38 protein-coding genes, 1 tRNA gene and 1 pseudogene are annotated in these 24,984 nt (G+C 57.2%); 28 read left to right on the top strand and 12 right to left on the bottom strand.

All coding sequences use genetic code 11. The features are described 5' to 3' along the window. Positions 1–12 precede the first annotated feature (12 nt). From ACSQ2Z_RS14635 to ACSQ2Z_RS14580, 12 genes and pseudogenes are all read left to right on the top strand, one after another. Positions 13–246: a carph-isopro domain-containing protein gene (locus tag ACSQ2Z_RS14635; RefSeq protein ID WP_436081850.1), complete on the top strand. Its 234-nt coding sequence runs from the start codon at positions 13–15 to the stop codon at positions 244–246. Beyond that, entirely contained in the window at positions 243–455 is a 213-nt protein-coding gene (locus ACSQ2Z_RS14630; protein ID WP_436081849.1) for a hypothetical protein, read from the top strand. The genes ACSQ2Z_RS14635 and ACSQ2Z_RS14630 overlap by 4 nt, the downstream gene beginning before the upstream one ends. Positions 456–458: 3 nt before the next feature. After that, positions 459–710, top strand: a pseudogene (locus ACSQ2Z_RS14625) (DUF2312 domain-containing protein); the annotation flags it as partial. A gap of 509 nt (positions 711–1,219) precedes the next feature. After that, positions 1,220–1,561 (top strand): hypothetical protein, encoded by a 342-nt coding sequence (locus tag ACSQ2Z_RS14620; RefSeq protein WP_436081848.1) that lies wholly within the window; start codon positions 1,220–1,222, stop codon positions 1,559–1,561. A gap of 2 nt (positions 1,562–1,563) precedes the next feature. After that, complete coding sequence (locus tag ACSQ2Z_RS14615) at positions 1,564–1,773, top strand: hypothetical protein (RefSeq protein WP_436081847.1); 210 nt, start codon at positions 1,564–1,566, stop codon at positions 1,771–1,773. Then, positions 1,763–1,963, top strand: coding sequence for a hypothetical protein (locus ACSQ2Z_RS14610; RefSeq protein WP_436081846.1), 201 nt, complete (start codon positions 1,763–1,765; stop codon positions 1,961–1,963). Before ACSQ2Z_RS14615 ends, ACSQ2Z_RS14610 begins: the two co-directional genes overlap by 11 nt. Beyond that, on the top strand, positions 1,963–2,142 hold the full coding sequence (locus ACSQ2Z_RS14605) for a hypothetical protein (RefSeq protein ID WP_436081845.1): 180 nt from the start codon (positions 1,963–1,965) through the stop codon (positions 2,140–2,142). The genes ACSQ2Z_RS14610 and ACSQ2Z_RS14605 overlap by 1 nt, the downstream gene beginning before the upstream one ends. Positions 2,143–2,303: 161 nt before the next feature. Next, entirely contained in the window at positions 2,304–2,717 is a 414-nt protein-coding gene (locus tag ACSQ2Z_RS14600; protein WP_436081844.1) for a hypothetical protein, read from the top strand. A 168-nt stretch (positions 2,718–2,885) separates the two neighbouring features. Further along, the gene (locus ACSQ2Z_RS14595; RefSeq protein WP_436081843.1) at positions 2,886–3,251 is read left to right on the top strand and encodes a hypothetical protein; all 366 of its coding nucleotides are present in this window, start codon (positions 2,886–2,888) and stop codon (positions 3,249–3,251) included. Beyond that, positions 3,244–3,456: a hypothetical protein gene (locus tag ACSQ2Z_RS14590; protein ID WP_436081842.1), complete on the top strand. Its 213-nt coding sequence runs from the start codon at positions 3,244–3,246 to the stop codon at positions 3,454–3,456. The genes ACSQ2Z_RS14595 and ACSQ2Z_RS14590 overlap by 8 nt, the downstream gene beginning before the upstream one ends. Positions 3,457–3,607: 151 nt before the next feature. Then, positions 3,608–4,276: a hypothetical protein gene (locus ACSQ2Z_RS14585; RefSeq protein WP_436081841.1), complete on the top strand. Its 669-nt coding sequence runs from the start codon at positions 3,608–3,610 to the stop codon at positions 4,274–4,276. Positions 4,277–4,362: 86 nt separating this feature from the next. Further along, positions 4,363–4,992: a transcription termination/antitermination NusG family protein gene (locus tag ACSQ2Z_RS14580; protein WP_436081840.1), complete on the top strand. Its 630-nt coding sequence runs from the start codon at positions 4,363–4,365 to the stop codon at positions 4,990–4,992. Positions 4,993–5,184: 192 nt separating this feature from the next. Here ACSQ2Z_RS14580 and ACSQ2Z_RS14575 read toward each other — a convergent pair whose 3' ends face one another. Further along, entirely contained in the window at positions 5,185–5,415 is a 231-nt protein-coding gene (locus ACSQ2Z_RS14575; protein WP_436081839.1) for a hypothetical protein, read from the bottom strand. Between the two features lie 708 nt (positions 5,416–6,123). Here ACSQ2Z_RS14575 and ACSQ2Z_RS14570 point away from each other — a divergent pair. Next, positions 6,124–6,342, top strand: coding sequence for a hypothetical protein (locus ACSQ2Z_RS14570; protein WP_436081838.1), 219 nt, complete (start codon positions 6,124–6,126; stop codon positions 6,340–6,342). 948 nt (positions 6,343–7,290) lie between these two features. Here the strand turns inward: ACSQ2Z_RS14570 and ACSQ2Z_RS14565 are convergent. From ACSQ2Z_RS14565 to ACSQ2Z_RS14555, 3 genes are all read right to left on the bottom strand, one after another. Next, the gene (locus tag ACSQ2Z_RS14565; protein WP_436081837.1) at positions 7,291–7,806 is read right to left on the bottom strand and encodes a hypothetical protein; all 516 of its coding nucleotides are present in this window, start codon (positions 7,804–7,806) and stop codon (positions 7,291–7,293) included. 80 nt (positions 7,807–7,886) lie between these two features. Further along, positions 7,887–8,219: a hypothetical protein gene (locus tag ACSQ2Z_RS14560; protein WP_436081836.1), complete on the bottom strand. Its 333-nt coding sequence runs from the start codon at positions 8,217–8,219 to the stop codon at positions 7,887–7,889. 163 nt (positions 8,220–8,382) lie between these two features. Then, a complete protein-coding gene (locus tag ACSQ2Z_RS14555; protein WP_436081835.1) occupies positions 8,383–8,556 on the bottom strand; it encodes a hypothetical protein in 174 nt (57 codons plus the stop codon). Between the two features lie 734 nt (positions 8,557–9,290). Here ACSQ2Z_RS14555 and ACSQ2Z_RS14550 point away from each other — a divergent pair. Beyond that, positions 9,291–9,368 (top strand) — tRNA-Met (locus ACSQ2Z_RS14550). A 173-nt stretch (positions 9,369–9,541) separates the two neighbouring features. Here ACSQ2Z_RS14550 and ACSQ2Z_RS14545 read toward each other — a convergent pair. Both ACSQ2Z_RS14545 and ACSQ2Z_RS14540 read right to left on the bottom strand, forming a co-directional pair. Beyond that, positions 9,542–9,778, bottom strand: a complete 237-nt coding sequence (locus ACSQ2Z_RS14545) for a hypothetical protein (protein ID WP_436081834.1) — start codon at positions 9,776–9,778, stop codon at positions 9,542–9,544. Positions 9,779–9,830: 52 nt separating this feature from the next. Continuing rightward, positions 9,831–10,682: a TIR domain-containing protein gene (locus ACSQ2Z_RS14540; RefSeq protein ID WP_436081833.1), complete on the bottom strand. Its 852-nt coding sequence runs from the start codon at positions 10,680–10,682 to the stop codon at positions 9,831–9,833. Positions 10,683–11,034: 352 nt separating this feature from the next. Here ACSQ2Z_RS14540 and ACSQ2Z_RS14535 point away from each other — a divergent pair, with 352 nt between their 5' ends. Continuing rightward, entirely contained in the window at positions 11,035–12,054 is a 1,020-nt protein-coding gene (locus ACSQ2Z_RS14535) for a DUF2806 domain-containing protein (RefSeq protein WP_436081832.1), read from the top strand. 83 nt (positions 12,055–12,137) lie between these two features. Here ACSQ2Z_RS14535 and ACSQ2Z_RS14530 read toward each other — a convergent pair whose 3' ends face one another. The 3 genes from ACSQ2Z_RS14530 to ACSQ2Z_RS14520 form a co-directional block, all read right to left on the bottom strand. Beyond that, entirely contained in the window at positions 12,138–12,422 is a 285-nt protein-coding gene (locus ACSQ2Z_RS14530) for a hypothetical protein (RefSeq protein ID WP_436081831.1), read from the bottom strand. A 245-nt stretch (positions 12,423–12,667) separates the two neighbouring features. After that, positions 12,668–12,919 (bottom strand): hypothetical protein, encoded by a 252-nt coding sequence (locus ACSQ2Z_RS14525; protein ID WP_436081830.1) that lies wholly within the window; start codon positions 12,917–12,919, stop codon positions 12,668–12,670. A gap of 54 nt (positions 12,920–12,973) precedes the next feature. Next, positions 12,974–13,327, bottom strand: a complete 354-nt coding sequence (locus tag ACSQ2Z_RS14520; protein ID WP_436081829.1) for a 4-fold beta flower protein — start codon at positions 13,325–13,327, stop codon at positions 12,974–12,976. Between the two features lie 99 nt (positions 13,328–13,426). On the opposite strand from ACSQ2Z_RS14520, the gene ACSQ2Z_RS14515 reads away from it, so the two are divergent. The 3 genes from ACSQ2Z_RS14515 to ACSQ2Z_RS14505 are packed head-to-tail and all read left to right on the top strand — an operon-like array spanning position 13,427 to position 16,315. Then, positions 13,427–13,741 (top strand): DUF5681 domain-containing protein, encoded by a 315-nt coding sequence (locus tag ACSQ2Z_RS14515; RefSeq protein WP_436081828.1) that lies wholly within the window; start codon positions 13,427–13,429, stop codon positions 13,739–13,741. Beyond that, the gene (locus ACSQ2Z_RS14510; protein ID WP_436081827.1) at positions 13,713–14,936 is read left to right on the top strand and encodes a PBSX family phage terminase large subunit; all 1,224 of its coding nucleotides are present in this window, start codon (positions 13,713–13,715) and stop codon (positions 14,934–14,936) included. Before ACSQ2Z_RS14515 ends, ACSQ2Z_RS14510 begins: the two co-directional genes overlap by 29 nt. Then, the gene (locus ACSQ2Z_RS14505) at positions 14,936–16,315 is read left to right on the top strand and encodes a DUF1073 domain-containing protein (protein ID WP_436081826.1); all 1,380 of its coding nucleotides are present in this window, start codon (positions 14,936–14,938) and stop codon (positions 16,313–16,315) included. The genes ACSQ2Z_RS14510 and ACSQ2Z_RS14505 overlap by 1 nt, the downstream gene beginning before the upstream one ends. A 6-nt stretch (positions 16,316–16,321) precedes the next feature. On the opposite strand, the gene ACSQ2Z_RS14500 is transcribed toward ACSQ2Z_RS14505, so the two are convergent. Next, the gene (locus ACSQ2Z_RS14500; protein ID WP_436081825.1) at positions 16,322–17,143 is read right to left on the bottom strand and encodes a hypothetical protein; all 822 of its coding nucleotides are present in this window, start codon (positions 17,141–17,143) and stop codon (positions 16,322–16,324) included. 381 nt (positions 17,144–17,524) lie between these two features. Further along, a complete protein-coding gene (locus ACSQ2Z_RS14495; protein ID WP_436081824.1) occupies positions 17,525–17,986 on the bottom strand; it encodes a hypothetical protein in 462 nt (153 codons plus the stop codon). A 65-nt stretch (positions 17,987–18,051) separates the two neighbouring features. On the opposite strand from ACSQ2Z_RS14495, the gene ACSQ2Z_RS14490 reads away from it, so the two are divergent. The 5 genes from ACSQ2Z_RS14490 to ACSQ2Z_RS14470 are packed head-to-tail and all read left to right on the top strand — an operon-like array spanning position 18,052 to position 21,463. After that, complete coding sequence (locus tag ACSQ2Z_RS14490) at positions 18,052–19,203, top strand: DUF2213 domain-containing protein (RefSeq protein WP_436081823.1); 1,152 nt, start codon at positions 18,052–18,054, stop codon at positions 19,201–19,203. Further along, entirely contained in the window at positions 19,203–19,667 is a 465-nt protein-coding gene (locus ACSQ2Z_RS14485) for a structural cement protein Gp24 (protein WP_436081822.1), read from the top strand. Before ACSQ2Z_RS14490 ends, ACSQ2Z_RS14485 begins: the two co-directional genes overlap by 1 nt. Before the next feature lie 11 nt (positions 19,668–19,678). Then, positions 19,679–20,617, top strand: a complete 939-nt coding sequence (locus ACSQ2Z_RS14480; RefSeq protein WP_436081821.1) for a DUF2184 domain-containing protein — start codon at positions 19,679–19,681, stop codon at positions 20,615–20,617. A gap of 2 nt (positions 20,618–20,619) precedes the next feature. After that, positions 20,620–20,916: a hypothetical protein gene (locus tag ACSQ2Z_RS14475; protein ID WP_436081820.1), complete on the top strand. Its 297-nt coding sequence runs from the start codon at positions 20,620–20,622 to the stop codon at positions 20,914–20,916. A 52-nt stretch (positions 20,917–20,968) separates the two neighbouring features. Further along, the gene (locus ACSQ2Z_RS14470; protein ID WP_436081819.1) at positions 20,969–21,463 is read left to right on the top strand and encodes a DnaT-like ssDNA-binding protein; all 495 of its coding nucleotides are present in this window, start codon (positions 20,969–20,971) and stop codon (positions 21,461–21,463) included. On the opposite strand, the gene ACSQ2Z_RS14465 is transcribed toward ACSQ2Z_RS14470, so the two are convergent. Then, a complete protein-coding gene (locus ACSQ2Z_RS14465) occupies positions 21,464–21,973 on the bottom strand; it encodes a hypothetical protein (protein ID WP_436081818.1) in 510 nt (169 codons plus the stop codon). A 69-nt stretch (positions 21,974–22,042) separates the two neighbouring features. Here ACSQ2Z_RS14465 and ACSQ2Z_RS14460 point away from each other — a divergent pair, with 69 nt between their 5' ends. The 5 genes from ACSQ2Z_RS14460 to ACSQ2Z_RS14440 all read left to right on the top strand — a co-directional run bounded on the left by ACSQ2Z_RS14460 (position 22,043) and on the right by ACSQ2Z_RS14440 (position 24,978). After that, positions 22,043–22,393 (top strand): hypothetical protein, encoded by a 351-nt coding sequence (locus ACSQ2Z_RS14460; RefSeq protein ID WP_436081817.1) that lies wholly within the window; start codon positions 22,043–22,045, stop codon positions 22,391–22,393. Continuing rightward, positions 22,390–23,427 carry a phage minor head protein gene (locus tag ACSQ2Z_RS14455; RefSeq protein WP_436081816.1) on the top strand — a complete coding sequence of 346 codons (1,038 nt, stop codon included), beginning with the start codon at positions 22,390–22,392 and terminating at the stop codon, positions 23,425–23,427. The genes ACSQ2Z_RS14460 and ACSQ2Z_RS14455 overlap by 4 nt, the downstream gene beginning before the upstream one ends. Continuing rightward, positions 23,427–23,873 (top strand): HK97 gp10 family phage protein, encoded by a 447-nt coding sequence (locus ACSQ2Z_RS14450; RefSeq protein ID WP_436081815.1) that lies wholly within the window; start codon positions 23,427–23,429, stop codon positions 23,871–23,873. The genes ACSQ2Z_RS14455 and ACSQ2Z_RS14450 overlap by 1 nt, the downstream gene beginning before the upstream one ends. Before the next feature lie 185 nt (positions 23,874–24,058). Beyond that, a complete protein-coding gene (locus ACSQ2Z_RS14445) occupies positions 24,059–24,490 on the top strand; it encodes a phage tail terminator-like protein (RefSeq protein ID WP_436081814.1) in 432 nt (143 codons plus the stop codon). 2 nt (positions 24,491–24,492) lie between these two features. Next, complete coding sequence (locus tag ACSQ2Z_RS14440; RefSeq protein ID WP_436081813.1) at positions 24,493–24,978, top strand: hypothetical protein; 486 nt, start codon at positions 24,493–24,495, stop codon at positions 24,976–24,978. The last annotated feature ends 6 nt before the right edge of the window (positions 24,979–24,984 follow it).

The raw sequence follows: 24,984 nt of genomic DNA, 5'->3' as shown, positions 1-24,984 counted from the left end.
TGGACGCGTAAAGTGGAAGCCAAATCCCCGGCGGAATTTATCATCAACGAACTTGGCGGGCTGACCAAGACTGCCAAGGCACTTTCCAGGCCTGAGCGTCCGTTTGCTATTTCGACGGTGCAGGGCTGGAAGGAGCGTGGCCGCATCCCACAAGAACATTGGGATCCGCTGATAGAGGCCGGATGCGCTGCCGGAAAGCATATCGAGTACGAGATGTTTCTCAAAACACCGGAGGCTGCGCAATGACCTCCGAAGGACAGATCAAAGCCCTGGCAATTTCGGAAGATGTCCGCCCGCTGACAAAGGCCCGTGCAGAAACCGCGATCATCGCGGTGGCTCATCCGTTCGGTCTCCAGAACGAACAGCAGCAGCGCGCCCTCAAGCTTTCGATGTCTCAACTGGCAGAGCACGATGTCGCTCCGGTTATCGCCCGCGCAATCCGAGTAGGAGAATAACAAATGTCCGACGCACACGGCGTAGCCCGCGACCAACTGCGCTCTTTCATCGAGCGGATTGAACGTCTTGAAGAGGAGAAGAAGACAATCGCCGACGACATCAAGGACGTCTATGGCGAGGCGAAGGGGATGGGCTTTGAGGTGAAAATCCTCAAGGAGGTGATTAAGATCCGCAAAATGGATCGGGACGAGCGCGCGGAGCGTGAAGCGATCCTGGATACCTACCTCGCGGCTCTCGGCATGATTGAGCAGCCCGGCCTTTACGACGACGAGCCTTATGATGCCGCGACCGGCGAGCTGAGCCCGAATCTCGCCCACACGATCGTCACCGGCGTGCGAACCGAAACGGGGCCCAAGGCCCTGATCACGGCCGTCGATATCATGATCGAGCGCGAGGAAGCGGTAGAACAGAATACCCCGGATACGGCAATGGATGCCAACGACGACACGGCCGTGGTTGCGACTAGCAATGTACATGGCGGCGCAGGGGTGGGCATGGCGAGGACGGAAGCGACTGCCGTGGCAGCCGGAGAGACGGCACCCAATTCCCCATCGGAAGACGACGCAATCGCTGCAGTGAAGGGCAAGGCCCGACTGGCGAACGTCGTGGACGTTGAACCGTTGTCTCCCGTACCCATTCGGCAGATGACAGCGAGCGACTACCGGCCCAACTGCCTTCGTCCCGATGCATGCGGCGCTTCCGGGCTCCGCCATTGTTACAGCTGCGAAAAATCGATGAGCGCAGGGCGCGAAAGCGAGGAGGCATGAGCACCTGGTGGAAACGCGCGTCCCACGAAGAGCGCTTGAAGCAGATCGACGGCGGAATCGAACTTGGCATGACCGGCCGACAGGTCGCCATGAACCTGCGCGTCCCGACGTATCCAGGCGGGAAGCAGAGCGCTGTCGACCGCTTTGCCAATAGTCACGGCCGCCATTTCAACGGCGACTATTCGAAGGTCAGGCGTGAGGCAAAGCGCAATGCGGGCGTCATCAGCGCGCAGCGTCGTGGCCTTCCAAATCTCCAAATCCGGAGCGCGTTCTCGATTTTCGAGGATGATCAAGCCCGGTCTCCTCTGTTCGACACTCTTCCGTACGAGGAGGCGTGATCTTGGATCTCTTCGACGCAGATTTTACCGGCATCTCTGGCGACCCGATCGACGCAGAAGCGCAATTGGCCGTCGAGAGCGGAAAGCAGCAACGTGCGGCGGTATCCCGCTTCACCGCTCTCGACCGGCCGGCGAGCGAGTGGACGGACGCCACGAGAGCAGCAGCCACCGACGAACTCGATCACATCTTTGGAAGCGCAGATGGGAAATAGCATTCCGGCCCACATCCTTTGGCCTCTGGTGGTTTTTGCCACGCTGGTCGCGATGGCGCTGATCGTCGTCATCTCGCTCGATCACCTCGCTGCCCATAGGGCGAAGAAGAACGCAGAGTGGAAGCGGACCGAAGCCAAGATGAAGTTCGAAGGCGTTATCGGGTCCATCCGCAACGCCGGCGGCATGTGATGATCGGGGAGAGCCGGAAAGCCCTCACGCTCTTCCGTCAAGGCCTCGACACACTCGCCGTCGCCAACAAGCTCAACGTCCCCGAACGGGTCGCTGAGAAATGGATATCGGAGCAGCGAAGCGCAGAACTCGACCTTCCTTCTCCCTACAAAGATCGGCCGGCGCGGCTTTCCGCCTGACGCGGAGATCGGAAACGACGAGGGCGACGACATCGCCCAATTGCATCGGCCCGCATGCGGCGGACTGCGACACGGAGGGCTCAAGCCCTGCTAGGCCTGGCTCTCCGTGTTCATCTTCTAAGGTAACATCCCTGTGCATCAAGTTCTCCTTAAGCAAGAGGATGATCGCACAGGAGACCGACAAGGTGTTGGGAAGTCACGACAAGGATTTGGGTTTCAAACCCAAGAGGCAGAAGCAGAACAGGGGCAAGGTTATGAGTGCTGTTTTTGAAGCTCGAAGCTTATTCCGGGACGCATTCCCCCAGGAGCGGTACGGAAAACTGGAGAACGTTTTCTATGAGGCGCGTCGGTTCATGAACGAGCTTCTCGAAAAAGACTTCACCCTTCGTCGGGCGCGATCGATTTGGGAGGGTACCGTCCGCCGAATCGACAGCGAAGAAATGGACGCATTGAGATTGGCAGTCATCGAGGAGAGCCGTCGTGAAAAAGAAGAACTCCGTGCCCGTCTGGATGCGCTGGATGAAAAGCTTGCCGCCTATGAGGCGGCTTCTCATCGGGAAACGATGGCGGGCTAGGGCGCACGCGTGGGCTGCACGAGCCGACTGGCTGACGGACGACGATGTTCCCCCGGCCGCTTAACTCCTCCTCAAGCGGCCAAACAGCCCCGCCGGTCTACTCCTAAGACCGGGGCCAACTGCGAGACGTGAATGTCCCGATTTTCTATCAGCAAAAGGCGAATGAACATGCCAGAGCATCTTCAGTTCAGCGACCATCTGACGGCTAAGGAAGTTCACCGGCCGATTGCAGAAACCCATCTCGGTCAGGCACACATCGCCGGTACCGGTCCGCGGGGGGTAACCTGCCGAGAATGTGTGTTCTGGCATGCCTGGAAATACGAAAGGGAGCGGGAGGAGTATGTGGCTTGCGACCCCGGTTATTTCGGGAAGCGTCACGAGAAGACGCCGCTGGAACTGAGGAAAGCGAAGTGCAATCGGCCGATCCTGAACAAGGCAAACCGACTGATACCGCATCACGCGAAATCCTGCTGTTTGTTTGAGGCTTCGGAACGGGCTTTGCCACCCAAGAAACTGGTGGCCGCTGATGCCTGAAGACTTCCAGATCTACGAAGACATGGCAAACGAGGGAGCGCGGTACTGCCGCGAGCTTGAGGGCTGGCTTGAAACGTTTTCGAGCGGCAAGAAAAAGCGGCCGGACAACGAGATCCATTCCAAGACCCGTCGACTTGCGTGGGCGTCTAAGATTGTTGATCTGTGCCGTCGCGCTGCCGAAAAGCGGCGAAGTGAGGCGCCATGACAATCGTCGCATCAGCAGGCGCCGAAAATGTACTAGGAGGGGCGCAATGAGTAACCTCCCATGGTTTCGTCTCTATCATCGCATCATCGACGACGAGAAGGTTCGCCTTCTCGCGTTCGAAGACCGCTGGCACTTCGTCGCTATCTGCTGCTTGAAGGCTGACGGTCTTCTCGACGAACCCGTATCGAACCTCAAGGATCGCAAGATCGCGGTCAAACTTGGCGTGCAGGCGAGGGAACTTGACGAGATCAAACGCCGCCTCTCTGAGGTTGGTCTGGTCGACGAAAACATGAAGCCGGTCGCGTGGGACGAGCTTCAGTATCGCAGCGACAACAGCACCGATCGCGTGCGGAAATATCGTGAAAAAACAAAGGCGAAACGCGATGAAACGGAACGAAACGTTTCAGTAACGGCCCAAGATACAGATACAGAGGTAGAAGGTTCTTCACTTCGTTCAGAACCTATTCAAAAAAAACACGAGCGCGAAATCGATTTGGACGAGAAGGCTTTCCAAAGCTGGTTTTCGTCTTGGCCCACCTTCACGACCGACGACGAAGACGAGGCGCGATCAGCGTGGCAGGCCCTGACGCCGGATGATCGGAAAGCAGTCGCGTCCGAAACGCCGGCCTATGTCGCCACGGTTCGCGCCAACAAGCGAACGTTCTTCGCCGCTGACAAATTCCTTTCGAAAAGGCTGTGGGAGAGGGCGAAGGTCAAGCCTCCTCCGACCGGTACTCTCGCAGCCATCTCCGGCAAGACGCAGTCCCGTGAGGAATACCTCGCAGCCGAGAAGCGCAGATCGGAAAGGAGCTTCCAATGAACATGCACACACCAGCGCCATCGGCATGTCTGCGGGAAAACGGATGATCATCGGGCGGGCGGCTCAATAACAGCGAGGACAGGGAAATGGCAGTAAAAGACACAACGAGGTGGTACGCGGTGCGGACCGTGCCAGGCTCTCAGCGGATGGCGAAGGCGCTCGAAGGCATGCCCGCGCACCGGAAGGACGAATCCGTCATCGAGCGCCAGCTGCGAAACCAGGGCATCGACGTCTACATGCCTTCATTCAAGATCGAAGTGAAGCACCACCGAACGAACGAGATCATCGAGCGCCGTCTGCCGCTGCTCGTCGGCTATGCCTTCGTGCATCTGCCGAACCTTGAATTTGAGAAGGTACGCGGCGTCGAGGGTGTGATGTGCATGCTGGCGCCGTCACGGAACTCCGGCCCGATCCGCTTTCCAGAAACCACGATCGCCAAGCTGATGCTTGCCGAGTTCGACGCATGTGAAAGGCACCTCCATGACCAGCGCGTCAGGACCGAAACGGCCAAGTTCATGAAGGCGGAAGGCCTGCGCGGGCAGCTCAAGAAAATCCTTCCGAAGGGCAGGGCGCGTACCGTCTCAATGCGAGAATGGGCCGATCGTTTCATCGACAACCTCAACGACGGCGCCAGGCCGAAAGTGCTGGGGATTATCAAAGAACTGGACAGCCTTTATGCCGATGAGGCTGTTGCAGAGATTGCGAAAGTCGCTTAGAATCGCTGCAATCATTGGTGATTTTCAGGCTGTTCTGATCGCGGACCTCGATTAGAGGGAATACTCGCCGGGCCTCAGGGAGGGTTTCACCGCCTCCCGCTCAAAAAGAATGCTGTCGAAATTTCAGTGTGTCGGAATAGGGCAGCCCGGCAACTCGCCAGCTTCATAAGCTGCAGGTCGCCGGACAAAAGGTCACTGGACAGTAGACGTCGTGATGTTGGGCGCGTCTTCGCCTTCACCTTGGGCGAGGAACTGTACCAGCGCAGACAGTAACGCTTCGGCGTTGGTTCGATCCAGGGCTACTTCGATAACCTCGTCTGTGTCGGCAATGAGCTCGAGCCTCCCTATGAGAGGATCTTTTGACACCACGTCGATGTCATGGTCCTGGAATTCTGCGGTGATCGTGGTCGGGTCTTCACTCATCTTGAATCCTAGTGTTCCAGCCGATCGGTCCATTTACTCGACCCGAAATCACCTGAGTTTGTCAACCAACCGAAAGAATGCGCGGATCAGTGGCAGTGAACCCGGCCGGAGCTCTTCTGCATATGGCAGCATTGTCCTGGCGGTGAGCTCTTCCGGCAGCCGCCCCCATGGGCAAATGCATTCGAGCATGATGTTGCGAAAATGGCCGCAACAGCCAAAATCCTAACAAACGCCACAGATGCCCCCTCTTATTGTGCAAACAAAGCACAGAGAGGGTTGAGTGTCGAATCGTTTTCAACCCAGCCCGCACCGTTACCAGCCAAAGGGCGTACTGCGCTGAAGTAATTCAGCAACCGTACAATATTCGTTCAACACTCGTTCCTGAGTAGTTTAGCAAGTACTTATTGACCCCGTCGCTTTCACTGGCGGCAGGGTTTTTTTCGTTACTTTTTCCTGAGCGTGCTCTCGCTGTTCTTTACCTGCGAGCCGAGGGTGGGAGCTGGTTTGTCGGCGACTTTTTCTTTCTTTGGTTTCCGGGCCTCTCTGTTGCCTCGGACCTGACTTTTAGCCATCTGCTGCGCTCCTTTGTTTATGGAACAGCATAACCCGCTCATCGACCTAGGAAAGCAAGGTGTTTATTGTGCGCCGCCAAACGAAATCTCGGGGGACCTCGACCCGCCCTTAATCACCAGCCCGAAAGGAAACAGCATGCGCTTCGATTGCGTGTTCGACATTCTTGCCGCCGTCGTCGCGGTACTCGCCTCGTTCACGCTGGCGGTCATCCACTATGGCGTCGGCCATATCTGGCACTCGCTGCGCAGTCTCGGCATCACCGCGTATCGCAAGATCACCGATCTCCGGCCCGTCTACCGCGAGAGCTATGAAACCCACGGCCTCAGCCTTGAGCCCGATCGAATGCGATCCTGATCCCGCATGCCTGAAATGGAGAGCCGGGCATCACTGTCCGGCTCCCGATAGGGGAAGATGCCCCCACTTTGTTTTCTCGACGCGAGGCCGCCGAGGCCGCCGGGGCGGTGGGCGTTCGACAAGGAGAAAGCCCGAGTTTTCCATCTTTCGGGACTGCAACCTCGCCGCGCTCTTGCCGCCGCGATCCCGGTCTGATTTTCTTGCTCCCCGTCTTTGTACAGGCTTCTCGACGATCACTAGAGCTTCGTCAGGTGCGGTAATGCGGTCCCCGGCCAGCGACTTCCGCGTCCGCCATGCAAGCCTATTTTGTTAGCCACAACGTCCGAAGGGGTTGGTTTCAGCCGCAAGTAGCCCGTGCTACTTTCATAGCGCGATAGCGCGGCGCCCAGCGTGGGTCTCAAGAGCATCATTCGCCGGATCGGGAGGTTCTCATGTCGTACAAAAGAACAGTGCTTCTCCTTACTGTGTTTGTCCAAACACTTGGATTGGCGGTTGCTCCCTCTTGGAGCGCCAGCCGACAAATAGGGGGCTCGGGACTTGGTTTCAGTTGTGATGCAGACACTCAAAAATGCGAATGTAAGGGTGTGGAGAGCGGCGCTGACTGCGTAGCGATGAAGAAAAACTGTGCGGGAAGCATTTCATGTCTGGATCCCATCACATATCCAGGCCAGCCCTATAAATGCTTTTGCAGTATGAGCAGTAAGGCACAGCGTTTAGGAGTAAAACCTAAATTAAACGAGACAATGAAAATTGCCCCGGAATGACAGGTTGCTTTGGGTGAGGTGACACCACGCGACCACGCCTAGTTCTCTTTGCCGCGCTCGCAGGCTAGCCATGCGACCGATGTCCCGCTCTGTGTCCTCTGATGAGGGTAGAGATTGAGACGTCCGTAGAAAATTCATATCGCGAAATGCGGATGTCCACACCGGCTGGTAGGAATGATTTTTTTCAGGCGAGGCCCAAGGCCTGAATCTTTTTCAGAAGCGCATGGAGCTTGGGAACCGCTCCCCTAGCGAGGCGGGTAGCCTGTGAAAGCGCGTTGAAGTTTAGCACCACATCATCGGCCAAGTGCACCCCGTTGGCCTTACTGTAGGAAAGCTTGACGAAGACGAATGAAGACTGCGGTTTGTCGATATAGTGAGAGAGCGCGCCATGAGCGAGGGTGTTCCTAACCCATGCGTAGTCGTTGATCTCTTTGAAAACCGATCCAGCATCGGCTTGGAGCGGCGCGAGTTCTCTCATCCTGTCAAAGCACTTAGTGAGGAAATCGATCTTCTGGCCAAGCTGAAACGGCATTTTGCTGGCGATATTTCGCTTCACGGCAAAGGGGAATAACTCAATCAAGAGGTAGTCAAGCGCTTGATCTATGAATGCGAAGTTCAGAAACATCTCGCCGATTGTTGAGCTCATGGCCTCTACGGCATCATCTGGCACTGAGCGATCGCTAATATCCGGAATTTTCATCCATTACCCCAAGGTTCGCTATGCCAGTCCTGAAAAACGCCCGGCACGAGAAGTTCGCCCAGGTGCGGGTAAATAGCTAGTTAGGCTGTCGCTTTTAGTATCTGAGCAAAGGCCTGGATAGCAGCCTTCTTATCGGCCTCGAACATGAGGCTGGCGAGAGCTTTGAAGTCCGCTGGATCAATCTTAATCAGGACCTTGGTTGTCCGAATTGTTCCGAAAGTTTGGGACAGGAACACGGCCTTTTCGTCTGGCGCACTATCGTGGGGTTTTGTGGCGCCTACTAACCCACGTACGTCATGTGAATACTGCCTTGAGGTCCAACCTTTTGTACGAAGCCTTGAGTTTTCTAAGTATTCCAATTCGTCACCCAGCGTTTGAAAAACAATCAAAACCTGCATCAGGAAATCAAACATGTCGAGAGGCGGCAGACGAGAGAGCGCCGGTTGCCAAAACGGCGCCCCACTACCATCGTTCGCGTGAAGTCGGCTCAAACGGGCACGTACAATCCGCCAATAAAGTCACGTGTGGAGGGTCGCCATAATTGGGCGGCCCCCCCAATGTCCCGTTTTGTGTCCATCAGCGTTCGCCATCGCGTACACGTTGAATGTATCGATCTCTGTCTTCTTGGCTGGCGCCTGTCGGAATATCCTGCCCAAGTACCGCACGGCTGGAAACAATCGTCCAAGGGCGATCGGGGTTCTCTCGCTTCCACAGGATTGCGGCTAGCCGCTCGATTTCGATTTCGTCCATTCGACCCTCCCAAGGTTTAACTCATGCCAGCCATGAACTCTGCGCGTGCGATGCCGCCGGCGTCGATGTTTGACATAGCAGAACTCAAATCGTTCGTCCCCGCCGCCGAGGTTTGTCATTGGGTAGAGACGATATCTTTCGAGCGATCATCGCCCGTCCGCTTAGCGCGTCCGTATGGACCTCGTCGCCTTCACTGGTGACGGGGTTCATCGTTTCAGGCGAATGCTAAGGGTTCTGTTTGTCGAGCCGTGCAAAACCTTCCTTGAGGACACGGCGAGCTCGCGATCATCATCGCGCAGTTCGTTTCACCGCCGCCCGCTCAAAAAGAGCGCTGCCAATTTTTCAGTTTGCCGGCGTAGAGCAGCCCTTCACTGGGCAAGTGCGACCACCTGATGACCGCCGTCTATGCGGTAGGGTGGTCGCCTTCAATTTGCCTTTATTGAGCTGGTGTCGTGGTCGAAGGCTGCGTTGTTGTCGGTTCAGTTGTTGACGGAGTCTCAGTTGACGGCTCGGTAGTCGAAGGCTGCGAGGTCATCGGCTCGGTCGTCGTCACTGGCGGTGTAGTTGTCTCGGTCGTAGTGTCATTGGTCCCTGGCACCAGGTAAACAACCGCAAGGACAATAACCACGAGGGCAACTGCAAGGCCAATAAGGGTATTCCGGTTCATGCTGGCTCCTCCTAAGTGTAGCTTCCACTTAGTGAAATGGCGCGCCGCATGGAATTTTCAATCCACACGTCGGCGTAGAGCCGCCTGGTAGCTCGCATGGCTCATAACCATGAGGCCGGTGGTTCAAATCCACCCTCCGCAACCAGATCAGCCCCGTCGCCTTCACTGGTGGCGGGGTTTCTCATTTCCATGCGGAGCGGGTACCTCCCGGCTTCGGTCACAGGCACGAGGAACAAGGCTACACTCACGGGTGAAGAACCCGCGCCGCCCCTCCGGCCCCATCGGGCTTCATTTACGGCGTGAAGTGGGTCAGCCGGACTAAAGCATAGAGCTATCGATCGTCGGTATTTCCCCTTCCTTTGCCTTCGTCTTTGCTTGGGCAAGGGCGGCCTCTCTGGTGTCTGGGTCTCTGTGGAGGATCATCGCCAAGGCGGTTCCCGTGATCCGAAATCGGCCGCAGGTGGGACAGATGAATTCGACAACGTCTTCTATCCCCGATAGCTCCTCCTGGGCTGGCTCAAGGGATATAGGGCACGTGTCGTTGGTCCAGTTCATTCATTCCTCCCAAGGTTACCCATGCCAGTTCTCAAAAGCGCCCGGCATGTCATCATTGCCGCATCACGATATTCCAGTCGATTTCGTATCCGGCGGCTTCCAATTCTTTCGCAAGGGACATTTTCCAACCCCCATCAAACGGAATGTAAACAACACCGTCGAAATCGCTTGGGACCTCGACCCGGCCCTTGACCACAGCTGCGACGCGGTGCGGCCCTAGTTGGCCGAGGAAAAAACCTAGTTCCAGGATAACGTTCTGCCGCGCGCGGTGAATGCCGGAGGGCATGGCATCGTCCGGGGTGAGGAGGATAATCGCAAAGCCAACGTCCGATGCCTCCTCACGGAATTTCTGTATGATAGTTCGACCTTTGTTGGCCGCCTCATGCAGAATGACAGGCCTATAACCTAGTGCGTCCAAATATCTGGCGGTGGCTTCTTTTGGCTCGTTGTCGTGTCCGTGAACTATGAAAATGCGGTTCGATAGCTTGCCCATAGCTGAGGCATCCACTTGCTTGGCAGTGGGTCCTGCGTCCTCCAGCCGTTCGCGGAGCATTGCAATGGCGGCAGATAGCAGTTGGATCGAACGCTGCCGGTCTTTAGCGACATGCTCTATTTTCTCGTGATGAGGGATTTCTCCTCCAATAAAAATTGGCCAGTCGAAACGTGCGGCTAATCGAAAACGAGTGTATTCCTTCGTGCCGTGACCAAACGTTTCTGTGAGAGCGGTCTCAATATCCGCTTCAAGTGGACGGGTGGTCGAATATGGATCTGTTCGGTCAAGCGATTTTGGATCAAAGTCCTCCACCGCCTTCAGTCGTCGTTCTAACCTTCGGATGCCACGCTCCATGTCGTCGGCGGTCATGTTCGCAGTTTCCGGCGCCTGCGAGCTGGTTTTGCGTGCCATATGATTCTCCCCGTTCGGTGAGGCACTTTGAATTTGATCAATCAGGAAATCAAACGTGCGGCCACATCCACCCGGGATCGCAGCAGGTGTCGAACTGTGCCTTCGGCTAGACGGCGGTAATTTGCAGTGGTTCCAATTCGAGCAAGGCGTCAACGCAGCATCGCTGTCAGCCAAAGGGCGTACTGCGCGGCAGTAATTCAGCAACCGTACAATATCCGTTCAACGATCGTTCATGCGTGGTTTAGCAAGTCCTTGTTGACCGGGACGTGCGCAAATCCAAGCGGTCATGGGTGGATCGCCATTTGCTAGGAATCGTTTTCCGATAGATTGTTCTTCTTCTTTGGGGGGCAAAATGTCTGAAGATCATCTTAGTAGCGAAACATCCATCTCCGCCGAACTGACGGAGACGGGGGTGAAGGCTTCCGCAAAAAGCAGGGCTGTGGCTGCGTTTGATCGGCTCCTGGGCGGTGTCGCGGATATCGGAAATGCATGGCTTGAAGGCGTAGCAATGCGCCGGCGTGCTAAAAACGAAGGCGAACGTCAGCTGATCGAGGCCACGGCTAAGTACGGTGTGGAACGCATGGGAATAGACGACGAGTTTGCTAGTCGAGCCTTCGACGGCCACTTCAGGAAAGTAGCGCGGCAACAGCTCAATAAAGATGCTGTTGTGGCAGAGGCTTTGGAAGATCTGCGCCAGCAACCGCCATCTGATGCAGATGCCGTAGCAGGGCCTGCGGTACTCAGCGATGAGTTTATGGATCGATTTGAGCAATACGCAGAAGGGGCAACCACAGAGGAGCTACGCCAGCGTTGGGGTCGAGTTCTGTCGTCAGAAGTGCGCGTTCCGGGGACATTCAGCGCCAAAGTTCTGCGCGCAACAGATGAATTAGATAGTGAGACCGCTAAGATCTTTGAACGCATTTGCGGTTTTAAGGGCCGCGAGAATGTCATCTTCAAACAGATAGCTGGCGAGCTTAACTTTCACGAGAAGCTGGCTTTGACATCCGCAGGCTTGATTGCAGATCCTGGCATTACTGGCCACCTTACACTTTTCATCGAAGGCCGCTTGGATAGCGGCGATGAAATTTGGATCTTCCCCATCGCCAATTTAGCGCTAGGGTTCAAAAAATCTTGTCCCGTAAAATACAGCGACGGGGGTCCGGTCGTGAACAAGGAAGGAAAAGCTGCGGTCCCAGCGTATGTTTTGACCGATGTCGGCGCTGCACTGAGCACCATTTTACCGTGGGACAGCTTCGCCGTCTTCCGCGAGTTTGCGATGCAACTCAAAAATGTAGTACCCGAGGGCCAGCTTCTGTTCTTCAAGATATTCCCGGACGGTAGATTGCATAGTCTACCATCGGATTTCGTTTAACATGCTACGCATACCTGAAATGGAGAACTGGGCCTAACCGCCCGGTTCCCGATGTCCCGCAGCGGCGAGGAGATGATTTTGCGTCAGAATAACTTCACGACACGTTGCTCAGTCGCGCCGCATTTCTCGCAGGTCCAAATATCTTGACGGACTTGCGCGCCGAAATTTCCCATGACACGCCCTGTCCGGGTGCGCCGCATAGCGTGCTCGCCACAGGTGTCACACGTATCTCCAGGGCGGCGCTCGAGCCTGGCCTCCAGTTTGTCCATCCGCTCTTCCAGAGCAGTCAAGCGGTCCGGAACCTTTTCCAGCTCTTGCCAGATAGGGATTTCCTTCAGCCACTTCCTTACATCTTCAATCACACCCATGGTCATCTCCTGCGAAAGTTGCATTAGCAAGAAACAATTAACCTGCCCAAATCGCAAGTGCGGCACGCTAGTAGGAATGGCTTTTTCACAGGCTGCCTACATGTGTCCCACTTGTCCACAGGGTGGTTAGGTGATCGCCAAAGGCAAGACGGCCGATGTCCCATTCTGTGTCCTCATTTGAGGGCAGAGATTGAGACATGGGATCAGTTCCGCCCCATCTGCTCCGGTAGGTGGGAGGTTGTCACCTATAGATCTCTTATGGCGATCGAAAGCTTGCCAAGGTGGGACTTCAGGCTTCGCTTGGCTTTAGTGTGTTTCACGGTCGCAAGATAAGTTGGCAAAGGGTCTTCCTCAATCGCCACAGAGGTCCCCCGCGCCCTGGTGCGGTATGTCCGGACTTTGAGATGTCCTTGAACGGAATCGAAAACGAGTGTCATCCAAATCTGGTTGTCGTGGGGTAGCCCCTCACGAAAGAACTCTTTTTCGACGTCTGCCATTTCACTCTCCCAAGGTTAACTATGCCAGTTCTAATAAAGCCCGGCATTGTTTGATCATGCGTTCAAAAGATCATCTATCGAAAAGTTGCTCCAGGAGAGGCTGGGAATAGCAGGTATGCGCGGGATTGCGGGGATGGCAGGGATTGGCGGGATTGCTGGTATCCCTTTTATCGCCGGGATCTGTGGTATCGGGGGGATTGGTCCGCCACTCGCGCCCTTGGTAAATGCTACGGCCTTGCCAGACGTGTCGCGCAGCCATCCGTTTGTAATTCTACCAATTTGCCTGCCAGCGTTGTTGTAGAGGTTCTCTCCATGAAGCTTGCCTACAGCCTTCCCCTTCCAAGTGTAGAGGACACCATTCGGATTGATGTAGTGAGTTGCTCGACCTTGCCGATCATGAAAGTCCATGAACTCGATCCTTTTTCGGTTGCATAAGAAAGAAACGATAAACACGCTTGAGTCGCAAGGGCGCTTATCGCTTTGAATAACAATCAAAGGAAATCAAACGTGGCGGAACGCGGAGGAAAGCGGCCCGGCGCCGGTCGGAAGATTGGCGCGGTTAGCCAGCAGAAGAAAGACCTGGCGGAACTCGCAAGGACCCACACCGAAAAGGCGCTTGAGGTTCTCGTGAAAATCGCAACCGATGGTGAAAGTGAATCCGCCCGCGTCTCTGCAGCAACTGCCATCCTTGATCGTGGATATGGCAAACCCGGCCAGTCGGTTTCTATCAGCAACCCTGACGGCACAGCCTTGGGGCCGAACGTGATCCAAATCGTACCGGTCTCTCCAAAACATGACCACGGCCCAACTAAGGCTCCCTGAGAAGCTTGTTCCGGTCTTCACCCCGCCTCGTGGTGCTGTTGCATATCGTGGAGCGCATGGCGGCCGTGGATCGGGCAAGTCATTCAACTTCGCCAAGATGGCAGCGGTGTGGGGATATGCGGAGCCGCTTCGTGTTCTGGCGACCCGTGAATTTCAGGCGTCGATCAAAGAGAGCTTTCACGCAGAACTGAAGGCGGCGATCGCTTCAGAGCCTTGGCTTGAAGATCACTATGACGTCGGCGTTGATTATCTGCGCGGGCGGAACGGAACGGAGTTCATCTTTCGTGGCCTCCGGCACGGCGTCAACACGATCAAGTCGCTGGCCAAGGTTGATCTGACGATTGTCGAGGAAGCAGAGGACGTTCCCGAAGTCGCATGGCTGGCGCTTGAGGCGACAGTGTTTCGTCAGCCTAAGTCGGAACTGTGGCCGATCTGGAACCCGCGGTTTGAAGGGTCGCCGGTAGACGAGCGGTTCCGGAAGTCGCGTCCGGGCAACGCCATCATCGCCGAGATGAACTGGGATGATAACCCGTTCTTCCCGAAAGGGCTGGACGTGCTCCGCCGGCGGGAGCAACAACGGCTCGACCCGAACACATATGCGCACGTCTGGGAAGGTGCCTATCTCGTCAACTCCGACGCCCAGGTGTTTGCAAACAAGTACCGTGTCGAGGGATTTGAACCGAAGCCGGAATGGGATGGCCCCTATCAGGGCGGCGACTTCGGTTTCTCTCAGGATCCTACCGCGGCGATCCGGTGCTATGTCGACGGCGACCGGCTTTACATCAGCCACGAGGCTGGCAAGACACAGCTCGAGCTCGACGACACGGCTCAATACATCGGCGAGCGCATCCCCGGCTTCGGGCTCTACGTCACCCGCTGGGACAGCGCGCGGCCGGAGAGTATCAGCCACCTGAAACGGCACGGCCTACCACGGTCCGAGCCGGTCGAGAAATGGAAAGGCAGCGTTGAGGACGGAGTGGCCTTCCTTCGCACCTTCCGCGAGATCGTCATTCATCCACGCTGCGTCGAGACCATCCGCGAAATGCGGCTCTACAGCTACAAGATCGACCGCCTGACGCAGGACATCCTGTCGGTCATCGTCGACGCCAATAACCATTACATCGACGCGCTGCGGTATGCGGTTGCGCCAATGATCAAGCGTGGTTTCGAATATGGAATGCTGGGTGTTGTCTGATGCTGCTACTTGATCGCCTGCAGAACCTCGTCAGCGGCCTCGGCTCGTCGAAGGACAAGAAAACGGCGACTGTCTACGGGTTCAATCCGATCGACGCATCGCAGCTCAACGCGATGCACCGGTCTGACTGGATGGCCCGCAAGATCGTGGACATCATCCCGGACGACATGACGCGGGAATGGCGCGAGTGGAAGGCGGATGAAGCGGTTGTCGAATTGCTCGAGAAGGTCGAGCGGGCGCCACAGATCAACATTCAGGCGAAGGTGAACGAGGCCATGCAGCTGGCCCGCCTTCGCGGTGGAGCGGCGCTCGTACTCGGCATGAAGGACGCCAAGCCGGCTGAAGAGCTCGTCCTTGAGAACGTGAAGCAGGGCGACCTGCTCTACGTCCATGTGCTCGGGCGGGACGAGATCACCTACACGCATATCAACCGCGATCTTACATCACCGTATTTCGGTGAACCGGTCATGTATCAGGTGCGAGGCGTAACGCAGGTGGACCTTCATCCGTCCCGCGTCATTCGCTTCATTGGCGCACCGATCCTAGATCGCCAATTGACGCCGAACGAATGCTGGGGCGATTCCATCCTGCAGATCGTCTATGACGCGATCCAGAATGCAGCCTCGTCCCAGGAGCACATCGCCTCCCTGATCCCGGAAGCGAAGACCGACGTTATCTACATGCCCGGCTTGTCGGCCGTGTTGAAGAACCCTGTCACGACCAAGCAACTCACCGAGCGCTTCACGTACGCCAACACGATGAAGAGCATGTTCAATATGCTACTTCTGGAAGGCAACGGCGGCGCAGGTGAAAACGCCCAAGGCGAGAAGTGGGAGCAGAAGACCATCAACTTCGGGCAGTTCCCCGAACTGATGCGCCAATACATGCAGGTGGCCGCCGGCGCCGGCGATATCCCGCTGGCCAGGTTCCTCCAAGACGCGCCGTCCGGTCTCGGATCGAACGGTGAAACCGCGCTCAAGAACTACTACGACAAGATCAGCGCCGACCAGCGCAACAAGCTGAGCCCGAACCTCTGGCGCTTCGATGAGATCTGCATCCGGTCGGCGACAGGCAAGCGGGATCCGGCAATCTTCTACGAATGGGCACCGCTCTACACCCAGAGTGAAAAGGAGCGGGCCGAGACGTTCAAGATCTATGCCGACGGTGCTCGTGCTATCATCGGGACGAACACCGGACAGGAGATCATCACTCGGGAAGCCATTTCGAGGTCGCTCGCCAACCGGATTGTTGAAGACGGAATCCTTCCGGGGCTGGCTGAAGCGATCGAGGAATACGGCCCGATCGAGGAGCAAGAGCCCTCGGAAGAGGAACTGGCAGCCGCTGTGGTTGCGCAGCCACGCGCGCCTTTAAGTGCGTGAGATTCGCTAGTTGGCATGGTTACCTTGGTCGGTAAAGGTCATGGCGCCGTTGTAGACCCCACTCTTGTTTCGGAGCCGGAACGTGGTGGTATGTTCGTCTCCAAAAATGTCGGAATATCTAATCTCACCATATAGGTATATCGCTTCTGTGCCCGCAGAGAGGTTTTGAACCGATGAGAGACTAATCGGTTCTGGCAATACCGCACTCGACGCACTTGCATGACCTGCACCGATTGATGTGACAGATTGAGGAGCGGTGAACTCTAGCGCAAACGAACCTTGGTCAGCGGGTTCATTTCTGGTCCCGATGCGAACATTGACATGCAGCTTCAGCGCGGGGGTCTGTCCCGTGTTTTTGAATGCTATCGTGCCAATCGGCAGCGAGTTAGGTTGAACATAGTCCATTTGAACTCCCCCTGCATCGCAGGTTAAGGCAGATCCTTCAACCAAAACGTAAGGCCGCAGTTGTTTCTTGGCGGTGTCCGCGGCCTGATTTGAAGCTTCGCCTGCAACGCGCGCAGAATCAGCGGCTGCGTCCGCGGCTTTTTCGGCTGAAGACGCCGACCTGTCGGTTACATTCCACAGTAGAGCGGTGACTATCACCAAAACGATTGTCGCGATCGCCGTGACCACTGTTCCCGCAGCGCCCCATAGGCTGGCGTCCGATGCGCGCAAGCCAAACGCGATTGATACGCCCCATCCTAGAGGAAAAAATAGAAGCGCTGCACACATGGCAACGACAACGTGCGAAACGCTTTTCATTTTGAATACCCCACAAAAACGGGTCGAGCGATAGCGCAGAAACGGGATGAGTCCAATGAATTTCACCGACGCCGCAACCGTCAGGGGCACGCAAACGCCGACGGCTACGTTGTTGCTGGGGCATGTCGCAGAAGTAGAAGGCTTTAACTCCACGGACGCTGTACGTACGCCGCGACGTCATAAACCGCGTCGAGATCGTCAAGTGGGCGGCAGAGCAGGGTACACGGACATCGTTCCGGATCTTCATGTCACAATCACCTACAGCCGCACGCCGGTTGACTGGTTCGAGAAGGGCGCGAGCTGGGATCATCCCGAGTACCAGCCACACATCACAATCAGCGTGACCCGGATGCGCCGGACCTCGCCGACGTGGAGCCCTACCAGGGCGAGATCGTACTCGGGCCGGACGTGTTCCAGGAAGTGTCTAAGATTTGCTTGAAGAAGTAGTCAGTTCGACGGTTCGAATTTTAAATTGCTGTAGTCTGGTACCCCCGTAACAGCCTCTACTGGAATCAACGTGACCTTTGCGGCTTTCAGTGCTGCATTGAAGTTTGCTAGCTGCTCGTCACTGGGAGGCGTTTTGGCGACTTGCTTGTAGTTGGTGAGGAGGGTTTGCAGAGTCTGAGACTTGCCCTCAGGGGTTACTGCTTCCTGCACAGCGGCGAAACGGGCCTGGGTCAGTGTGTTTTTTAGCTCTGCTTCGGCGAGTTTAACCTCCAAGTCGCTGATTTTGATAGCCACTTCAGTCCACTTGAATGTGGTCATGAGAACGACGCCCATCAGTATCAGCAATGGACCGAAAGCGCCCACCGCCACTCGGCGCCAATATCGAGCCGCTGGAAGGAAACACAAGGCGATACCGGCCAGCAGGCAGATGCAGCTGGCGGCGAATACAAAGTTCTCATTCATCAACGTGTCCCCCGACAGTCAAAGTCGGTGAATTAGAAACATACATTCAACCGAAAGTCGATCCGATGAACTTTACCGACACTGTAACCGTCGCGGGCACGCGCCGGACCGAAGACGGCTATCTGATTGCAGAGGCAAAGGCGGTCCGCACCGGCATCCAGCTCTATGCGGGTGACGAGGTCGGCAAGCCCGAGATGCGTACAGTGCGCGTCTACCGGCCCGCGGAAGAAGTGTTCGCAGACAAGAGCTTGCAGTCGTTCACTCACGCACCAGTTACGGTCGACCACCCTGACGAGGCGGTCAATTCCGGCAACTGGAAGGAGCTTGCCGTTGGCGAGGTCAGTACGGCCGCCAAGCAGGACGGCGACTGGGTCTGGCTTCCTCTGATCCTCAAGGACAAGGACGCCATCGCATCGGTTGAAAGCGGCAAGCGCGAGCTGTCCGCCGGCTACGAATGCCAGCTCGACTGGACACCCGGCATCACCGCCGACGGCGAGCAGTTCGACGCCATTCAGCGCGACATCAAGATCAACCATCTCGCGATCGTCGATAGCGCGCGGGCCGGTCCACAAGCTCGCATCGGAGACGGTGTGGGAAACTGGGGTGTTTCCCCTGTCACCAGTGATCAAAAACCGAAAGAGGAAAAGATCATGACTCTGAAGACGGTAACCGTCGATGGCATCCCGGTCGAAGTAACCGACCAGGGCGCGATCGTCATCGGCACGCTGCAGACGCGGCTGGCCGACGCAATCACCAAAATCACCGCGACGGAAACGGCGCATCAGACGGCAATGGCCGCCAAGGACGCCGACCTGGCCAAGAAGGATGCCGAGATCGATGCCCTCAAGGGCAAGGTTCTGTCCGACGCCGATCTCGACAAGAAGGTTCAGGCACGCGCCGACCTGATTGCAGTCGCCAAAACGATCGCCAAGGACGTCAAGACCGACGGTCTGACCGATGCGGGCATTCGCAAGGCCGTTGTTGTCGCCAAGATCGGTGACGCTGCCATTGCCGGCAAGGCAGACGCCTACATCGACGCACGCTTCGACCTGCTGGTTGAAGATGCTGCCAAGGGCGCCGCCGATCCGTTTGCTACCATCGTCAAGAGCGGTCTCCAGACGCAGGACGGCAACACCAACGATTCCGCCAAGGCATACGATGCCATGCTCCAGCGTGATCGCAACGCCTGGCAGGGCAATCAGAAGGAATCCGCATAATGGCTTTTCCGACCGTATCCTACTCGCGCGACACTCCGGCCGGCTATCCCGGCATGATCTCCACCACCGAGCCGCACTGGATCACTTCCACGGTGGTCGGGAGCGCCTCCGGTGACATCCCGTTCGGCCGTGGCGTGATCTACGCGGCCGCCGAAGACACGGTTGCTTTGCCCGCCGCGCTCGGCAAGTTCGCCGGCGTTGCCGTGGTCGATCGCACGCTGCCCTTTGCCAATGGCGAGGTCTACAAGCCATTCGACCAGATCAGCGTGATGAAAACCGGTTCCATCTGGGCCACGGCGCTCGTCGCTGTCGCACAGGGCGATCCGGTCTACATGACCCCAACCGGTACGTTTACGAACGTGTCGAACTCGTCCGCCAACCAACTCATCGAAAATGCCGAATGGGCAAGCGTCACGAGCGGTACCAACCAGCTCGCACGTCTCCGCCTTGGCGTCACCAAGTAAGGAGAACGAGCATGTTCACCACGGACGCGCCCGCACTGGCGCTGAACTTCCTACGCACCGCGCAGAACTATATCGAGCCTGGTATCTATGCCCGCCAGTATCCTGACTATCAGTACCGGGAACTGGTGCCGGTCGATAACTCCGCGCCCGACTGGACCACCGCGATCGACTTCTTTTCGATGGGCGATGACGTCGGTCAGGCACGCGAATTTGCAGCGGATGGCGATGATATCCCGTTCGTTGACTTCAAGCTCGACAACGGCAACAGCCGCGTCTTCATGGCTGGCATCGGCTACCGGTACAATCTCCAGGAGCTTGCGCATGCGCAGGCATACGGTATCCGACTGGAAAGCGACCGCGCCGACGCCGCGCGCCGCAAGTACGAACAGTTCGTCGACAACGTCGCATTTCTCGGCCGCCCGAAGCTCGGTCTTACCGGGCTACTGAACACCGTCAGCGTGACCGCTCTGACCGCGGCGAACGGGGCAGGTGGCACAGCCACCTGGACCACGAAGACGGCAGACGAGATCCTCGCCGACGTCAACAGCGTGCTCTCCGTCATCTTCACCGCTTCCAACGGCATTGAGCAGGCCGATACCATCCTGCTTGACCAGGATCGTTATGCGCTGATCGCCACCAAGCGCCTCGACGCCACGATGACAACGACCATTCTGGAGCACATCCAGCGTGCGAACATCTACACGATCCGGACCGGTCGCCCTCTGACCATCCGGGCCGTCTTCGGCCTCGAGAATGCGGGCGCCGGCAGCACCCACCGGCTCGTTGCCTACCGTCGCGATCCCGGCGTTGTGAAGATGCATGTCCCCATGCCGCTTCGCTGGCTGCAGGCCGAACAGCGTCTGCTCAAGTACGAGGTGCCTGGCATCTTCCGCCTTGGCGGTGTCGAGGTCCGTCGCCCGGGTGCGATGCGTTATTTGGATGGGATTTGATCATGGTCAAGCTTGAAAACACCCGTCCTGGTGGCTTCGGCATTCCCGGCGGTCCGGTCATTGCCGGAAAATCCATCCTCGAGGTCGAGCAGTCTGATTGGGATACGGTGAAGGACCATCCGGTTGTCGCCGCGTGGATCAAGACCGAACACCTCATCGTGTCGGGCGAAGATGATGATCCGAAGCCCTCGGAGCGCGACGACCTCAAGAAGCAAGCGGCCGAACTCGGGCTGGAATACCCGAAGAACATCAGTACCGAGAAGCTGAAAGAGCTGATCGACGCGAAGCTTGCTTCCTGATGCCAACCAGCCCGGCGTTCAACTGCCGAGCGCCCCATCATTGGAGAACAACATGGCTGGATACGGGGATAATGCTGCGTTCACGGCCTATGCGGCTGCTGCGGGCTATGTCTTTCCCGATGGTACGACCGACGACCAGAAGACCGCAGCCCGTCAGCGCGCCTCCCTTATGATCGATCGGTATGAGCCGCGGTTCTCGGGCACGCGCACCGGCGGCTTTGCGCAGGAGAGAGCTTGGCCGCGCGCGGGCGCCACCACCTGTTATGGCGAGGCGATTCCGGACGGGGTTAATCCGGTTGCGGTGGTCAATGCCTCGTATGAGGCCGCATTCCTCGAGCTGACCAATCCCGGCAGCCTGTCGCCAGTGGTCACAGGATCATCCACAGTAAAGCGCGAGAAAGTCGGTCAGCTTGAGGTCGAGTACGCCGCTTCCTCGTCGATAAGCGTTTCCGACATGGTTGTCATGGCCACTCCAATCGTGACGACGATCGAAGGGCTGTTGTGGCCATTCCTGATACAGGTAGTGCCTGGAGTACTGGTCGTCTAACTAGCCATTTTGCAAAGGCACCTCTGAGAGTAGGTATGCTGCCACGACAAGCATCATTGCTGCCAGGATAAAGCTCACCAGTATTCCTGGGTTCGTTCGCCGAAAGTCGGTCCATATCCATCTGCCGCCGACCACAAGGGCAATTGCCGCAATCGGAAGCACGATGGCAAGTGTCAGAACTTCAAGCCGACCCTCGGCTATCCAAGCATACGCCGCACCCACGCACAATGCGGACCATGTAAACCAGAACGCATCCAGCAACACCTTAACGACTTCCACAAGCCCCTTCTCTGTGAGGTTCGACGGAAGAACTAAGTTGAGCGCAATTGCCATGCAAAGAGCGGAGAAAACAAGAAGTATCTGTGACGTATCTGACAGCGCGACGACCCTCTTCATCATCTCTACGCCGGAAAAGCGCTCGATTGCGAAGGCGAAAGCATAAATCAAGACGGAGATTGCGAGCAGAGCTGGGATGCTGCTGACTCGAAGCTGTTCGGTTGCATAGCGCAATTTAATTACCCCCAAGAGTTTGCACGTCGTTCGTAAATCGCGGGGGTTAAAAAATGATGGGATCTTATGGTGAATGTTTACAGTCGCCTGCAGGCCACCGCGAAGCGCCTGATTGAGAAATACGGCCAGACAGGCACCGGGACGCGGCTGGTCAACGCTGGCACGTCCTACGACCCGACGCAGACGCCTGCGACGTTCTCGTGCCAGTTGGTCGTTCTCGACTACGAGGACAGCAGGGTTGACGGGGCGCTGATCAAACGCAGCGACAAGATGATCTATGTCAGCACGGCCGGCCTGACTTCCGGTCTTGAGCAAAGTGACAAGATCGCCGTCGGCACGGATGAGTACTCCATAGTGAGCCTGAAGCCGCTGAACCCGGCCGGAACGATCGTCTATTGGGAGGTGCAGGGCAGGCGATGATGTTCGAACATCTGCTGGCAAAGTACGAGCTCGCCATCGCGCAGGCCTTCCTTGAAGGGATCGAAGCGCTCCGTTCCCAAATCATTGTGGCTCGTGTGATCGAACGTCTGGAGCGAGGCGACATCAGCGGCGCCGTCCAGGCAATGCAGATCGAGCCGGAGGCCTTCTCTGCGCTTGAGGTCGCGTTGACGGAAGCATTTAACGCCGGTGGTATCAACGCGGTCGATGAGTTTCCGGCGATCAAGGATCCGCAGGGCAATCGCGTGATCTGGCGTTTTGGCGTGAGGAACCCAGCGGCCGAAGCCATCCTTCGCGATCTGTCGTCAACACTCGTCACCCATGTCACCGAGGATCAGAAACAGGGTATCCGCTACGCGCTTGAGCAGGGCTTGGCGCAAGGCGGCAACCCGCGTTTAACGGCATTGGATGTTGTCGGTCGCCAAAACCGTATCACGGGCCGCAGGGAAGGCGGCATAATCGGCCTAACCAGCCACCAAATCGAGTTCATTGAGCGCGCGAGGCTAAACCTCGCCTCCGGCGATCCCGACTTAATGAAGCAGTACTTCGCCTTGAAGACGCGCGATAAACGTTTCGATCGCTCAGTGTCGGCAGCGATGCGCGATGGTAAGCCGGTGAAGGGGGAAGCGCTCACAAAAATCATCGGGCGGCTGTCCGACAAGAACCTGTTGCTCCGCGGCGAGATGCTGGCGCGCACAGAAACCATGATGGCGCTCGGAAGCGCCCGCGACGAGGCCATGCGCCAGCAGATCGAGGCAGGTAAGGTTGCGGCGCAGGACGTGCAGAAGATTTGGCGTTCGGCCGGCGACAACAGGGTGCGTCACACACATCGCGTTCTCAATGGGAAATCGGTAGGGGTCGATGACATCTTCATCACCGCATCCGGCGCCACGATGCGTTACCCAGGTGATCCGAAGGCGCCGATCAGCGAGATATCCGGCTGCCGTTGCCGTCTGCAATACAAGGTCGATTTCTTCGCCGGGGTCGTCCGTCGATTTCGTGCCGAGGCGGCCTAATGGCAACGCTCTCTTTCAGAGCCGCCGTCGCAGGTTGGGCAGACAAAGTCGAAGGAGCTGTTGAGGCGGTTTTCAAGGAAGCCACACAGGAAGTCGTCGAGGAGATGCAGACCACGCGGATAGAGGGCGGGCGGATGCGCGTCGATACTGGGTTTCTGTGGGCCTCGCTCATGGCATCGACGTCGGCCATGCCGCGCATCAATCCGAATGCCCTACCGGTCAAGGGGCAGCACTACACGTTCGAAATGGATCAGATCGAGGCCGTGATCATCGGCGCCGACCTCGGCGACGAGCTCTATTTCGGCTACACGGCGGCCTACGCAGCGCATCGCGAATATGGCGCGCGTGGTCAGCCGGCGGACGCGTTCGTTCGTCTTGCAGTACAAAATTGGCCGGTCGTGGTTGATCGCAAAGCGGCCGAACTCAAGGCTCGGCTGGGTTTGTAGCTCCATCAGCCTTTTTCACGAGCGCAGATTGCAAAGTGAATAGCGCAAGCCGAGCGGCCTTGATCGTGTGGTCGCCGAACGCTGTTTCGCCGCGTCCCTGCGCCAGCAATAACCACGCCTGGTGCAGGCGGTCGTAAATCTCGCTGTCTGATAGAGGCGGCTTTTCGGACATAGGTAATCGATACATGGCGACAAGCACCGACGCAATCATTCTGGCTGCCTTGCTGGAGCGGCTGAAAACCCTGATCTTCACGCCCGCTTTGGCCGTTGCTGAGCCTGGCATTGATTTTCCCGCGTCGGGGCAGACCAAGCCGGACAATTACCTGCAGGTCGCGTTCCTTCCCAACCAGACGCGCCAGATCACTACGGGCGACGACCCGCAGCAGAAGCGCGGGCTGCTTCAGGTCTCCGTCTACTGGAAATCGGGCGTCGGCCATATCAAGCCGCTCGATGCCGCCGGCCGGATCATCGACCACTTCAAGAACCAGACACTGTTCGCCTCTGGCGTGAGGATCACGATCAGCAGCGAGCCGTGGGCTGCGAGCCCGATCCAAGAGGATGACCGCGTTCTGATCCCGGTCACCATTCCCTATCACGCCTTCGAACCGGAGAACTGAACATGGCCAACAAGGCAACAAAGAAGGGCAGCAAAGTCTATGTTTGCTCAACTGCCCAGAACAGCGATCTCATTCTATCCGCCTTCGCAGCTCTGACCTGGGTTCAGGTCGGCAAGGTTGGAAACATTGGCGATTTCGGCGCTGATTCTGCGATGAACTCGTACAATACCCTCGACGAACCCGTTACCCAGAAGCAGAAGGGCACGGCCAACGCAGGCGATCCTCAGATTGAAGTGGCCTCGATCGCAACCGACGCCGGCCAGGTGATCCTCCGCATGTTTGGCGACCCGCTGAACCAGGACAACATGGCAATCAAGATCGAGCGCAACGACGGTGGTGCTGGTTTCACCAACACGATCTTCTACAGCCGCGGTGTCGTTTCCGGTCCGCTCTATCCGGGCGGCGGCTCCGACGACTTCGAGCTCGAGCGCTACACGGTCGGCCTTAACCAGCTACCGCTCCGTGTGAACCCGGCCGTAATCCCGTAACCCGAT

The sequence above is a fragment of the Pararhizobium sp. LjRoot235 genome (genome assembly GCF_964254145.1).
Classification (GTDB): domain Bacteria; phylum Pseudomonadota; class Alphaproteobacteria; order Rhizobiales; family Rhizobiaceae; genus Pararhizobium.
Note: the sequence above shows the minus strand (reverse complement) of the source record. Positions and strands in the feature narration are given on the sequence as shown.

Excerpts from the sequence above, each read along its gene's own strand:
- ACSQ2Z_RS14630 (WP_436081849.1), top strand. The coding sequence starts at position 243 with ATGACCTCCGAAGGACAGATCAAAGCCCTGGCAATTTCGGAAGATGTC.
- ACSQ2Z_RS14620 (WP_436081848.1), top strand. The coding sequence starts at position 1,220 with ATGAGCACCTGGTGGAAACGCGCGTCCCACGAAGAGCGCTTGAAGCAG.
- ACSQ2Z_RS14610 (WP_436081846.1), top strand. The coding sequence starts at position 1,763 with ATGGGAAATAGCATTCCGGCCCACATCCTTTGGCCTCTGGTGGTTTTT.
- ACSQ2Z_RS14605 (WP_436081845.1), top strand. The coding sequence starts at position 1,963 with ATGATCGGGGAGAGCCGGAAAGCCCTCACGCTCTTCCGTCAAGGCCTC.
- ACSQ2Z_RS14600 (WP_436081844.1), top strand. The coding sequence starts at position 2,304 with ATGATCGCACAGGAGACCGACAAGGTGTTGGGAAGTCACGACAAGGAT.
- ACSQ2Z_RS14595 (WP_436081843.1), top strand. The coding sequence starts at position 2,886 with ATGCCAGAGCATCTTCAGTTCAGCGACCATCTGACGGCTAAGGAAGTT.
- ACSQ2Z_RS14590 (WP_436081842.1), top strand. The coding sequence starts at position 3,244 with ATGCCTGAAGACTTCCAGATCTACGAAGACATGGCAAACGAGGGAGCG.
- ACSQ2Z_RS14580 (WP_436081840.1), top strand. The coding sequence starts at position 4,363 with ATGGCAGTAAAAGACACAACGAGGTGGTACGCGGTGCGGACCGTGCCA.
- ACSQ2Z_RS14575 (WP_436081839.1), bottom strand. The coding sequence starts at position 5,415 with ATGAGTGAAGACCCGACCACGATCACCGCAGAATTCCAGGACCATGAC.
- ACSQ2Z_RS14570 (WP_436081838.1), top strand. The coding sequence starts at position 6,124 with ATGCGCTTCGATTGCGTGTTCGACATTCTTGCCGCCGTCGTCGCGGTA.
- ACSQ2Z_RS14565 (WP_436081837.1), bottom strand. The coding sequence starts at position 7,806 with ATGAAAATTCCGGATATTAGCGATCGCTCAGTGCCAGATGATGCCGTA.
- ACSQ2Z_RS14560 (WP_436081836.1), bottom strand. The coding sequence starts at position 8,219 with ATGTTTGATTTCCTGATGCAGGTTTTGATTGTTTTTCAAACGCTGGGT.
- ACSQ2Z_RS14555 (WP_436081835.1), bottom strand. The coding sequence starts at position 8,556 with ATGGACGAAATCGAAATCGAGCGGCTAGCCGCAATCCTGTGGAAGCGA.
- ACSQ2Z_RS14545 (WP_436081834.1), bottom strand. The coding sequence starts at position 9,778 with ATGAACTGGACCAACGACACGTGCCCTATATCCCTTGAGCCAGCCCAG.
- ACSQ2Z_RS14540 (WP_436081833.1), bottom strand. The coding sequence starts at position 10,682 with ATGGCACGCAAAACCAGCTCGCAGGCGCCGGAAACTGCGAACATGACC.
- ACSQ2Z_RS14535 (WP_436081832.1), top strand. The coding sequence starts at position 11,035 with ATGTCTGAAGATCATCTTAGTAGCGAAACATCCATCTCCGCCGAACTG.
- ACSQ2Z_RS14530 (WP_436081831.1), bottom strand. The coding sequence starts at position 12,422 with ATGGGTGTGATTGAAGATGTAAGGAAGTGGCTGAAGGAAATCCCTATC.
- ACSQ2Z_RS14525 (WP_436081830.1), bottom strand. The coding sequence starts at position 12,919 with ATGGCAGACGTCGAAAAAGAGTTCTTTCGTGAGGGGCTACCCCACGAC.
- ACSQ2Z_RS14520 (WP_436081829.1), bottom strand. The coding sequence starts at position 13,327 with ATGGACTTTCATGATCGGCAAGGTCGAGCAACTCACTACATCAATCCG.
- ACSQ2Z_RS14510 (WP_436081827.1), top strand. The coding sequence starts at position 13,713 with ATGACCACGGCCCAACTAAGGCTCCCTGAGAAGCTTGTTCCGGTCTTC.
- ACSQ2Z_RS14505 (WP_436081826.1), top strand. The coding sequence starts at position 14,936 with ATGCTGCTACTTGATCGCCTGCAGAACCTCGTCAGCGGCCTCGGCTCG.
- ACSQ2Z_RS14495 (WP_436081824.1), bottom strand. The coding sequence starts at position 17,986 with ATGAATGAGAACTTTGTATTCGCCGCCAGCTGCATCTGCCTGCTGGCC.
- ACSQ2Z_RS14490 (WP_436081823.1), top strand. The coding sequence starts at position 18,052 with ATGAACTTTACCGACACTGTAACCGTCGCGGGCACGCGCCGGACCGAA.
- ACSQ2Z_RS14485 (WP_436081822.1), top strand. The coding sequence starts at position 19,203 with ATGGCTTTTCCGACCGTATCCTACTCGCGCGACACTCCGGCCGGCTAT.
- ACSQ2Z_RS14480 (WP_436081821.1), top strand. The coding sequence starts at position 19,679 with ATGTTCACCACGGACGCGCCCGCACTGGCGCTGAACTTCCTACGCACC.
- ACSQ2Z_RS14475 (WP_436081820.1), top strand. The coding sequence starts at position 20,620 with ATGGTCAAGCTTGAAAACACCCGTCCTGGTGGCTTCGGCATTCCCGGC.
- ACSQ2Z_RS14470 (WP_436081819.1), top strand. The coding sequence starts at position 20,969 with ATGGCTGGATACGGGGATAATGCTGCGTTCACGGCCTATGCGGCTGCT.
- ACSQ2Z_RS14455 (WP_436081816.1), top strand. The coding sequence starts at position 22,390 with ATGATGTTCGAACATCTGCTGGCAAAGTACGAGCTCGCCATCGCGCAG.
- ACSQ2Z_RS14450 (WP_436081815.1), top strand. The coding sequence starts at position 23,427 with ATGGCAACGCTCTCTTTCAGAGCCGCCGTCGCAGGTTGGGCAGACAAA.
- ACSQ2Z_RS14445 (WP_436081814.1), top strand. The coding sequence starts at position 24,059 with ATGGCGACAAGCACCGACGCAATCATTCTGGCTGCCTTGCTGGAGCGG.
- ACSQ2Z_RS14440 (WP_436081813.1), top strand. The coding sequence starts at position 24,493 with ATGGCCAACAAGGCAACAAAGAAGGGCAGCAAAGTCTATGTTTGCTCA.